At 43.5% G+C, this 9,558-nt stretch carries 8 protein-coding genes; 4 read left to right on the top strand and 4 right to left on the bottom strand.

Annotated elements, in window-relative coordinates; translation table 11 throughout:
• Positions 1 to 327: 327 nt before the first annotated feature.
• The gene (locus tag HWQ41_RS11595) at positions 328 to 3,087 is read right to left on the bottom strand and encodes a pitrilysin family protein (RefSeq protein WP_292762749.1); all 2,760 of its coding nucleotides are present in this window, start codon (positions 3,085 to 3,087) and stop codon (positions 328 to 330) included.
• Between the two features lie 483 nt (positions 3,088 to 3,570).
• On the opposite strand from HWQ41_RS11595, the gene HWQ41_RS11590 reads away from it, so the two are divergent.
• From HWQ41_RS11590 to HWQ41_RS11575, 4 genes are all read left to right on the top strand, one after another.
• Complete coding sequence (locus HWQ41_RS11590; protein WP_292762747.1) at positions 3,571 to 4,038, top strand: hypothetical protein; 468 nt, start codon at positions 3,571 to 3,573, stop codon at positions 4,036 to 4,038.
• Positions 4,039 to 4,397: 359 nt separating this feature from the next.
• Positions 4,398 to 4,652, top strand: coding sequence for a YlcI/YnfO family protein (locus HWQ41_RS11585; protein WP_292762751.1), 255 nt, complete (start codon positions 4,398 to 4,400; stop codon positions 4,650 to 4,652).
• Positions 4,645 to 5,076, top strand: coding sequence for a type II toxin-antitoxin system VapC family toxin (locus HWQ41_RS11580; protein ID WP_292762746.1), 432 nt, complete (start codon positions 4,645 to 4,647; stop codon positions 5,074 to 5,076). Before HWQ41_RS11585 ends, HWQ41_RS11580 begins: the two co-directional genes overlap by 8 nt.
• Before the next feature lie 208 nt (positions 5,077 to 5,284).
• A complete protein-coding gene (locus tag HWQ41_RS11575) occupies positions 5,285 to 5,821 on the top strand; it encodes a hypothetical protein (RefSeq protein ID WP_292762744.1) in 537 nt (178 codons plus the stop codon).
• Between the two features lie 65 nt (positions 5,822 to 5,886).
• Here HWQ41_RS11575 and HWQ41_RS11570 read toward each other — a convergent pair whose 3' ends face one another.
• The 3 genes from HWQ41_RS11570 to HWQ41_RS11560 form a co-directional block, all read right to left on the bottom strand.
• Positions 5,887 to 7,980 carry a prolyl oligopeptidase family serine peptidase gene (locus HWQ41_RS11570; protein WP_292762742.1) on the bottom strand — a complete coding sequence of 698 codons (2,094 nt, stop codon included), beginning with the start codon at positions 7,978 to 7,980 and terminating at the stop codon, positions 5,887 to 5,889.
• Between the two features lie 311 nt (positions 7,981 to 8,291).
• Positions 8,292 to 8,507: a DUF2839 domain-containing protein gene (locus HWQ41_RS11565; protein WP_292762740.1), complete on the bottom strand. Its 216-nt coding sequence runs from the start codon at positions 8,505 to 8,507 to the stop codon at positions 8,292 to 8,294.
• Positions 8,508 to 8,725: 218 nt separating this feature from the next.
• On the bottom strand, positions 8,726 to 9,558 hold an 833-nt coding region (locus HWQ41_RS11560; RefSeq protein ID WP_366931657.1), incomplete at its 5' end, for a helicase C-terminal domain-containing protein.

Raw genomic sequence — 9,558 nt, 5'->3', positions numbered from 1 at the left:
GGTGTCAGTGTTTTATGATTAGCTTATGTCAACCGCTACCTGGCAACTGCTATAATATAAATGATTGGTTTACGGTTTAATTACTTAATTTTAGAGATTAATTTACTCCAGATATTTTTAATTCTTCCCTAGAGTTGAATCTGAAAAAAGCTTTGATAAATTTTAGGCGATCGCAATTAGTAATATATGGCAATTAGCTGGGATAAAGTCTTAACCGAAACGGTATTGCTCAATAGACTTCCTAACAAAAATCCGAATAAAACCAAAAGGTTTAATCTCAGCCAACACGTAAAGGCGCAAAGATATGCTTTGCACCTTTATGTGAAATTACGAGCCAATCTTGGGTACAGTATCTCCAGGCCCGGCGGTGACAATTACCAGATTTTCCGGTTTAATAAAATCCTCAATCGCCTGTTGCATCTGAGCCATAGTGACTGCTTGAATCTGCTGGGGAAAGTCTCGGATTTCTGATCGTGAAAGTCCTAAGACAGCATTCTCCAAAATGATGCTTGATACATCACTGGGATTAGCTAAATCCACGGGGTAACTATTGGTAATTGAGCGTTTTGCCGCGTTGAATTCAGCCTCAGTTACACCTTGTTCGCGCAACTGTTTGAGTAAAGCGAGAGTGCTGGCGATCGCTTTTTGGGTATCTCCAGGAGCAGTCTGGATCTGAATCAAGAACGGGCCGGGATTGATTCCGGCGGCAAAACCACTATAGATCCCGTAGGTTAGACCCTGGCGATCGCGCACTTCCGTACCCAAGCGGCTCGATAAGGTATCACCACCCAAAATTTGATTCAGCACAAGTGCTGCATAAAAACGCGGGTCTTTCCGAGATATGCCGTTGTAGCCGATGTAGGTAACAGCCTCTGCTTTACCAGGAATTACTTTGTTTAAACGTGTCAAAGTTTGCGGTAATGGCACGGATGCTATTTTGAGTACAGGTGGCTTACCTGTGGCTTGCCACTTGCCAAACTGCTGATTCAGCAAAGCTTTTACCTCAGCTGGCTCAAAGTCTCCAACTAAGACGATCGTCGTGCTATCTGGTCGGTAGTGTGTCTGGTAAAAGCCAAGCAAATCATCACGAGTAATGCTCTTTAAGCTGTCGGCTGTGGGAAAGCTATGGAATGGATGATTTTCAGGGTAAATTGCTTGCTGAAATAGTTGTCGTCCCAGTCCTCTGGGGTCATCTTGCTGGACTTTGAGACTTGTCAACGCCCGTTGGCGACTCAGTTCTAACTGATCGGCTGGGAAAGTGGCGTTTTCTAAGACATCTGCCAGAGTTTGAATTAATATCGGCAGGTTTGCGGAAAGCCCCTGACCACTGACGCTAACTCCTTCGCGGCTAGCACTGAAGTCTAAACCGGCTCCCCGGTCTTCTAAGGTTTTTGCCAAGTCCAAAGCATTTTTAGTCTGCGTCCCATTCATTAAGTTGTTCGCAGTCAGATTCGCTAATCCAGCTTTTTGATTGCCGTCAAATTCACTACCGGCGTTAATTTGTCCACTCAGGTTAATGGTGGGGAGATTGCGATCGCCCAAGAGCAGAACCCGCAAACCATTATTTAAGGTAAACTCTTCTGGTAGTGATTGTTTGCGTAAATCTGTAGCTGATGTGGTAGGTGGGAGATATTTGGCCAGTTCTGCTGGATCTACAGGTTTACCGGGGCTGAAATTTTCCACCGTGCGACTAGAACCAGCATTAGAAGTTCCTGGTTTACCATCTGGTTGAGTTGGCTCAAAGAAGCCGATGGTTTGTTTAGCCGGATTGAGGTAAGTTTTCGCTACTTGCTGCACTTGAGCAGGGGTGACTTTAGCGATCGCAGCCAGATACCGTTCAATAAAACGATAATCCCCCGCCACAGTTTGGTTATACCCCAGTTGAGTAGCTTGACTAGTGATGTCTTGATTACCCAAAATATACGAGGCTTGCAGTTGCGTCTTCGCCCGGTTCAATTCTTCTGTGGTAACAGGCTGCTGTTGCAATTTTGCTAAAGATTCCTGAAGCACCTGGGCAATTTTTCCTAACTCTTTACCTGGAGCCGCCGTAGCATCAATTTCATACCAACCTGGTTCGATGAGTTCGGCAGCACCGCCACTCACTGAACTAGCGAGTCCAGATTCCACCAAAGCTTGGTAAAGCCGAGAGCTACGTCCACCTGTGAGGATGGCATCCATCAGATCAATTGCCGGGACATCAGGATGGTTGATATCTGTTAACGGATACACCGCTTGCAGCAATGCCGCACTTCCAGGTTGCTTCAAAACAATCGGTGCTTTTTTACCAACAGAGCTAGGAGCAGTCACCTGGGCGGAATTTTTAGCCACAGCCGTCTTCGGTCGTTTTGGCAACTTCCCGTAAGTTTCTTTCACAACTTTCAGTACAGGTTCTGTGGCAAAATCCCCTGTAATCACCAGCGTGGCATTTTCTGGGCTGTAGTAGGTTTGGTAATAATTCCGCACCTGCTCCACCGTGAATTTCTCTACATCTGCTTTTGTGCCTCCCACAGGTAAGCCATAGGCTCTGCTAGGGAAAGCATCTCGCATCACTGTCCGATTTAGACGATAGCCTGGTGAATTTTCGTACCCCTGTAACTCGGAGATCACCACCCGCTTTTCACTTCTGAGTTGTTCAGTCCCAACTAAGGAATTTTCCATGCGATCGGCTTCCAGTGTCAACAATGCTTCGAGTTTGTCTCGTTGCACTGTGCCGAAGTAAGCTGTTTCGTCATAACTAGTAAAGGCATTGAACTGGCTACCCAAAGCACTAAACAACCTGCCAAACTGCACTGGACGGTCAGTTGTCCCCTTGAACATCAAATGTTCTAGCTGGTGAGAAATGCCATTCTGTCCCTTAACCTCGTTACGTGAGCCAACTTTATACCAAACTTGTACACTGACCACTGGAGCGGTATGGACTTCTTTGGTTAGCACTGTTAAGCCGTTGTCCAATACCGTTTTTTGTACCCCTTGGGTGAATGAAAGAGCAGATACAGGTGCAACTGCCGTCGGTGTTGCAGCATTGGTAAAATTGCCCGAAAAAGGCACAATACTTAGGACAAGGCTGAGTAAAAACCCGATAAGCATATATGAGCGTAACTTCATAAGCAATGCGAAATTCAAAATCTCTAATTATAAAACAAAACCCTAGTACCATTTTGAAAAAGTCAAAAGACTTACATTCTCAGCTTTTTCAACATTTTCAATGGTAGCTTTATTTCCGCCGTGCTGTACTAGTAGTCGAGCAAGTTTAAATTGATGGGTAAGCAAGTTCGTCGTCAGGACTTTAGTCCTTATTTTCTAAGCACTAAAGTCGTTACTACAAACCCTTCATTACTAGCTTGACAAAGTACTAGGGACTAGGGACTAATATTTTTTTACTCAGCATTTTTTCAAGACAGATGTGACTTTACACACGATCACAAATTATTGCAAGTATATTAACAATGGTTGCAATGTGTTGCAGATCACAAGATTTTCGGAATATCTACCTCTACAATTAGTTTGATTCTTATTGTTATCCCACCATAGCCAGGTATCTCTGCCAAACTAGCAATAACTTTTTGAGACATGCAAACAAGAAACTTAATTGGATCATTCACACTAGGTATATTGTTAACAACAATACCTGTATTATCAGCTAATGCCTTAGAAGTAGTACCGAACTTGTACCAGTTTCAAGGGAAGAATATCAGCATTACTTACTCAACGACAAGCTTTATTGGCAAGCCCCTTTTAACCTATAAAGATAAGCAACAGACATTAAACTTTACAGGTAATGAGCAGATCCGTAGTGTAGAAACAGAAATTGGTACACTAGTGACTGTGACTATCCGTAAGACAGTAGATACTGGCAGCACCTTATTTACCTTGCTCTTACCCCGTGTAAACCTTGGAAACAGCAACTCAGCCACAGTTGAAACTAAGGGAATCACAACAACAAACCTCTTTTCTGTGAACCCTAAATTCAACCAGGGGCAAAGACAAACTTATACAACAATCCCTTTGACTGGTATAGCCCAATCTGTCGCATTTTAACCACACAAGAAGAATAAAGATTTAAACTTCTTGCTCAGATAAAGCAAAGCGGTAAGGGTGCAGGTAAATAATTATTTACCTTCACCCTTACCGCTTAACCTTATTCCCTTTTAATTTGGCATCTGAGTGATTAGATGCTTTGATCAAAAGCTCAGAAGTAGATTAGCGACTGATTACAAGAGATTTAGCAACTTGTTAGTTTAATGAGCGATCGCCTTTATAGAGTGATAATTATTTGATGCGACTGGGTAGACGAGTTATGGTTCGCCATTTTGCGCGAGGAATGGCATTGAGTGTTTATCCCCTGAATATACAGCAGTTATAATAAATGGTATCAATATTTGGTTGCACTTATCGCTATGGAACGCGAAGCCTTAACAATTCGGTTTCCGGCTGATTTACTTGCCAAAGCTAAGAAAATTAAGGAGGGTAGCGAATCCCTGAATGATTTAGTGGTTGAGGCTTTGGAACGTGAGGTGAGCCGCCGCAGGGGATGGGCTGCCCATCAACGGATAATTGCCCGCAGCGAAACCGTTAAAGCTAAAACTGGGATACAACCAGTCTCTACAGATTTGATTCGCAGCCTCAGAGAGGACGAAGGGCGACGTGACTAGAGTTTTGTGTTTAGATACCAGCGTTTGGATTCCCTATCTTGTACCAGAAGTTTATCAAACCCAGTCCAGAAAACTAGTAGCAGAAGCCTTAAGTCTGAGTATACCCTTAGTGGCTCCAGCTTTTGCTTGGGCAGAAGTAGGATCTGTGCTAAGAAAAAAAACCCGCATGGGAGTAATTACAACAGAGGAAGCGCGAGGTTTTTTTGAAGACTTCTGCGAACTGCCTATTGATTACATTGAAGAAGAGGCAATTAGGGCAATAACCTGGAAAATAGCTGAGAAATACGCATTATCTACCCTTTATGATGCGGCATTTCTTGCTTGCGCTGAGAGTGCGTCTGCGGAGTTTTGGACGGCTGATGCTGCACTGGTTAGGCAACTCACACCCCGACCAACTTATCTCCGAGAAATAGGGGAAATATAGCAGTTTAGGGAAGTTTGACTTTTAATACGTAAGCTGTTGCGCCTTTAATTTGCACTAATATTTTTTTCAATATGATTGTGGGGTGGGCATCTTGGCCGTCCTCATAATGCAAGTTGTATACTTAACAGCTTATTACTGCAATTTGGGGAGAATTCTAGGGAACCATATAACTGTAGCTTTCACTCCTGCTTTCTCACGTAATTCTTTTATGGCTAAAAGTTTATCTCCAAAAATCCAACTCCCGACACCAATGAAAGAAGCTTCTTTAGAAATAACTGGTAATCACCTAAATATTAAATACCTCAAGCTTGTTAATCATACTGCTGATGGAAGAAAAGACTGGTCTTACAAAGAGTATTCTAAAATTGGTGATCCCTTCTATTTGCATTGGGCAATGAACGAAGATAAGAAGAAAGGATTGAGCGAGGAGGAAATTAATAAGATATTGGCACGAAAAGAAAAAGATGCAAACAAAGCAGTTCAGGGCGATCGCATTCTCTTGTGCCAAAACCATTACAATTATGGTCATCGCGTAACTCATGTGGTGGAAACAGTTAGTTCCACTGCTGAGAAGACAGATCAGATGTGGACACGCCTAGTTCGGCTAGTTTGGGTTGCACAAGATCCTTGGGAAAAATATGCACCACAGACAAAAAATGTAATTGGCGATTTTGTATTTAAAGGTGGTAACTTGATCAGTGCTAATGCTCCCTCAATTGTTCTGAATTTAGATGCACTGAAATAATTGAGCTTATGGAAATAATGTGGTGCGTTACACTGCGTTAACGCACCCGACAAATAAATCAACCGCTAAACTTCAACATCCAAAGTACGTACCAAAAAAGCCCATTTATCTGCGGCTTCTTCGATAATTTTAGCTGTGGGTTTACCCGCACCATGACCAGCTTTAGTCTCAATTCTAATTAGCGTTGGCGCATCACCTGCGTGAGCTTCTTGCAAAGCTGCGGCAAATTTGAAACTATGAGCAGGGACAACGCGATCGTCATGATCGGCTGTGGTAATTAAGGTTGCTGGGTAAGCTGTAGCTGGTTTGATGTTGTGTAGTGGCGAATAAGCATACAACGCTGGAAACTCTTGGGGATTATCTGCTGAACCATATTCGGAAGTCCAAGCCCAACCGATGGTAAATTTGTGGAACCGCAACATATCCATGACGCCGACTGCGGGTAAAGCTGCACCAAACAAATCGGGACGTTGAGTTATGCAAGCACCCACTAATAAACCGCCGTTACTACCACCTGCGATCGCTAACTTATCTGTCTTAGTATATTTATTAGCAATCAACCACTCAGCCGCGCTAATAAAGTCATCAAAGACATTCTGCTTTTTATCCTTCATTCCTGCTTGATGCCATTCTTCGCCGTATTCTCCACCACCGCGTATATTGGGCATAGCATAGACACCACCTATCTCCATCCATACCAAAAGACTCACAGAAAAACCAGGTGTCATTGAGGCACTAAAACCGCCATAAGCATAGAGATAAGTGGGATTATTTCCATCTAATTTAATGCCCTTTTTATGAGTGATAAACATTGGTACTTTAGTACCATCTTTGCTATGATAAAAGACTTGCTTAGTCTCGTAATCAGCCGGATTAAAATCTACTTTTGGCTGGCGAAAAACCGTACTTTTACCAGTTATCATATCGTACCGATAGATAGTTCCTGGTGTGGTGAAACTGGTGTAACTATAAAAAGTTTCGGTATCATTACGCTTACCTCCAAAGCCTCCGGCTGAACCGAGTCCCGGTAATTCCACCTCGCGTACAAACGCACCTTTGAGGTCAAAAATTTTAATTTGGCTGTGAGCATCTTTGAGGTAATCAGCAACAAATTGGTTATTGAGTATGCCTACACTTTCCAACGTTTCTGCTGATTGGGGAATGATTTCTCGCCAATTTTCTGGCGCAGGGTTTTTGGTGTCAATCGCAATAACTCGTCCCCGTGGTGCATTTAAATCTGTGCGGAAATAAAAGACGCTATCATCATTGTCGATAAAGCTGTAATCTGCCTCAAATTGGTTAATTAGTTCTATAACTTCAGCATTAGGGTTAGTCAAATCTTTGGAGAAAACTAAATTCTTGGAGTCAGTTCCCAGCCAAATTGAAATTATTAGATAGCCTCCATCTTCAGTAACACCGCCACTAAAACCCCATTCCTTTTGGTCAGGACGATGATAAATTAGTACATCTTCTGATTGAGGTTTACCTAGTTGATGATAGTAGAGCTTTTGATAGTAGTTAACATCTTCTAATTGAGTTTTTTCATTCGGCTCATCGTAGCGACTGTAGAAGAAACCTTGATGATCATGTGTCCACGATGCGCCAGAGAATTTAATCCACTTCAGGTGGTCTTGGAGGTCTTCACCAGTTTCGACATCGCGGACTTTCCACTCTTGCCAATCAGAACCAGAGGCGGATAGACCGTATGCTAAAAGTTTACCATCCTCGCTAATAGACAATCCTGAAAGAGCAACAGTGCCATCTTCTGAAAGTTTATTGGGGTCGAGTAAAACTTTGGGTTGGTCGTCGAGGGTTTTCAGAGTGTAAAGGACACTTTGATTTTGCAGCCCGTCGTTTTTAAAATAAAAGTAGCGATCGCTGGAACCATCTGGCAGAGATTCGCCTTCTTTAAAAGGGATACCATATTTTTCATAATCCCAAAGTTTGGTGAGGCGCTGTTTAATTTTTTCCCTGGTAGGAATTTTACTCAAGTAGCTAAAAGTAACTTGATTTTGTGCCTCAATCCAAGTCCTTGTTTCTTCAGAGTCAGGATCTTCTAACCAACGGTAAGGATCTGCAACTAAAGTACCGTGGTAGTTATCTACTTGATTGCTCTTGTGGCTGGATGGGTAAGCGAGGGGTTTTTCAGAGGAGGGCATAATCTCAGGTCAAAAGTGCTTCTTTACATACTACAAAGATAGACCCCAGACGTGGAGAGCTAGGGCGAATAGAATTCGCGGCTACACAAACAAAGTCCACCTTCTCTTCGAGACGCTACGCGAACGTGGACTAATACAAAATCAAGGGTTCTTAACCCACCTTCGCCCTTGGCGTTCCGCAGGAAAGGTGGGTTTTGCCTGTGTAGACGCGGTTTCTAACCGCCCTTTTAACGTTAAGTTGACACCTATGAGCATTGCTGTGCCTCTACGACAGATGAGCCATGCCTGAAAATGTCTTTAATTTTGAATTGTTAAAAGACTACTTGCCACCAACCGAAGGCTGGGCCGATAAAACGGATAGTTGCCCATCCCACAACCATCAGGACAATGCCTATCCAGGCACCACGAGTAGTCCAAGTGACAAATAGTTCGGCTTGAGTTTTTGTGATGGGAAGCCAAGACAAGATCCGAGTCTCTTGACCGTATGTTTCCCCTAGTGTGGTTTTACGACGCTTTGCTTCACCCATAATCAGCAACTCAAATTTTACTTAGGTTCTAAATTTATCGTGCCAGGAATCATGGCAAAAGAGAGGCGATGAATCGCATCACCTTCCTATAAGCTGATAATAATGCTTGCTTGTGAACGATCGCGCTTTGGTTGACAAAATTTAAATTGGGCACTTGTACTGAGCGTTGCCGTTGGCGCAGCCTCTGGTAGAGAAGTATGGGGCATTGACAAATGACCTTAAGCTGAATTTTCTTCACCAGTGTTAGAAAATAGACTGGCATCGAGATAGTTAATGCGTGCCAGAGGACTTAAAGCAGCGAGAATTTGAGCGCCGTAGCTGCGGTTAACTACGCGACTATCAAGTAAAGCAACAATACCTTGACTTTCTCTGACTGGAGCGATCGCCCGTTGTAATTCATTCAAGGCGGCTGGCAACAAATATAAACGAAACCAATCTTGATGCGATCGCTTATAACGAGCTACCCTACCAGCTACTAGGGGATTTTCCAAAGATGGTAGAGGCAAAGTAGCAATAATTAACAGATGAGGTGCCGGCAAGACTCGTTGATGTTCTCGCCAAAATTCCCAACCGCTAATCAAAATACCATTTTCATCTAAACAAGTTTTTTCTACTTGCACCCGCGAACCAAACTCTGAGGCCAGAATTGTCGCAACTTGAGACTTGAGTGGGACATCGCCCACCAAGACAACCGTCAATCCTGGTGCTGTCGCACTTAGACAAACCAGTGTGCGGACTTTGTGAATAAATGCCGCTTGAAATTCTGGCGTGTTAGGTAGGGGCAACTTATAGGGTACATAAAGTTGAATTGCTTCGGCTTGACTCTCCGAAGAGAACTTCAGGCAAGTTAAATCGTCCAAACCCAAGCGCTGTCGGAAAAGAGGAGCCTCAGTTTCCGGTTCTATCGCGCTGCCAATTAAAACTACTGGTTGTCGCTGCCAAATAGGCGAGAGTATTTCGCCTAATTCCATTGGGGCGTAGTGCAAAGAAAATAAACCTTGTCGATGGGCAATAGTCGCCCAGAAGAGAGGAGGGGGGGCAGGGGAGGCAG

This window comes from Nostoc sp. NOS(2021), from assembly GCF_017115025.1.
Classification (GTDB): domain Bacteria; phylum Cyanobacteriota; class Cyanobacteriia; order Cyanobacteriales; family Nostocaceae; genus Nostoc.
Note: the sequence above shows the minus strand (reverse complement) of the source record. Positions and strands in the feature narration are given on the sequence as shown.

Excerpts from the sequence above, each read along its gene's own strand:
- HWQ41_RS11595 (WP_292762749.1), bottom strand. The coding sequence starts at position 3,087 with ATGCTTATCGGGTTTTTACTCAGCCTTGTCCTAAGTATTGTGCCTTTT.
- HWQ41_RS11590 (WP_292762747.1), top strand. The coding sequence starts at position 3,571 with ATGCAAACAAGAAACTTAATTGGATCATTCACACTAGGTATATTGTTA.
- HWQ41_RS11585 (WP_292762751.1), top strand. The coding sequence starts at position 4,398 with ATGGAACGCGAAGCCTTAACAATTCGGTTTCCGGCTGATTTACTTGCC.
- HWQ41_RS11575 (WP_292762744.1), top strand. The coding sequence starts at position 5,285 with ATGGCTAAAAGTTTATCTCCAAAAATCCAACTCCCGACACCAATGAAA.
- HWQ41_RS11570 (WP_292762742.1), bottom strand. The coding sequence starts at position 7,980 with ATGCCCTCCTCTGAAAAACCCCTCGCTTACCCATCCAGCCACAAGAGC.
- HWQ41_RS11565 (WP_292762740.1), bottom strand. The coding sequence starts at position 8,507 with ATGGGTGAAGCAAAGCGTCGTAAAACCACACTAGGGGAAACATACGGT.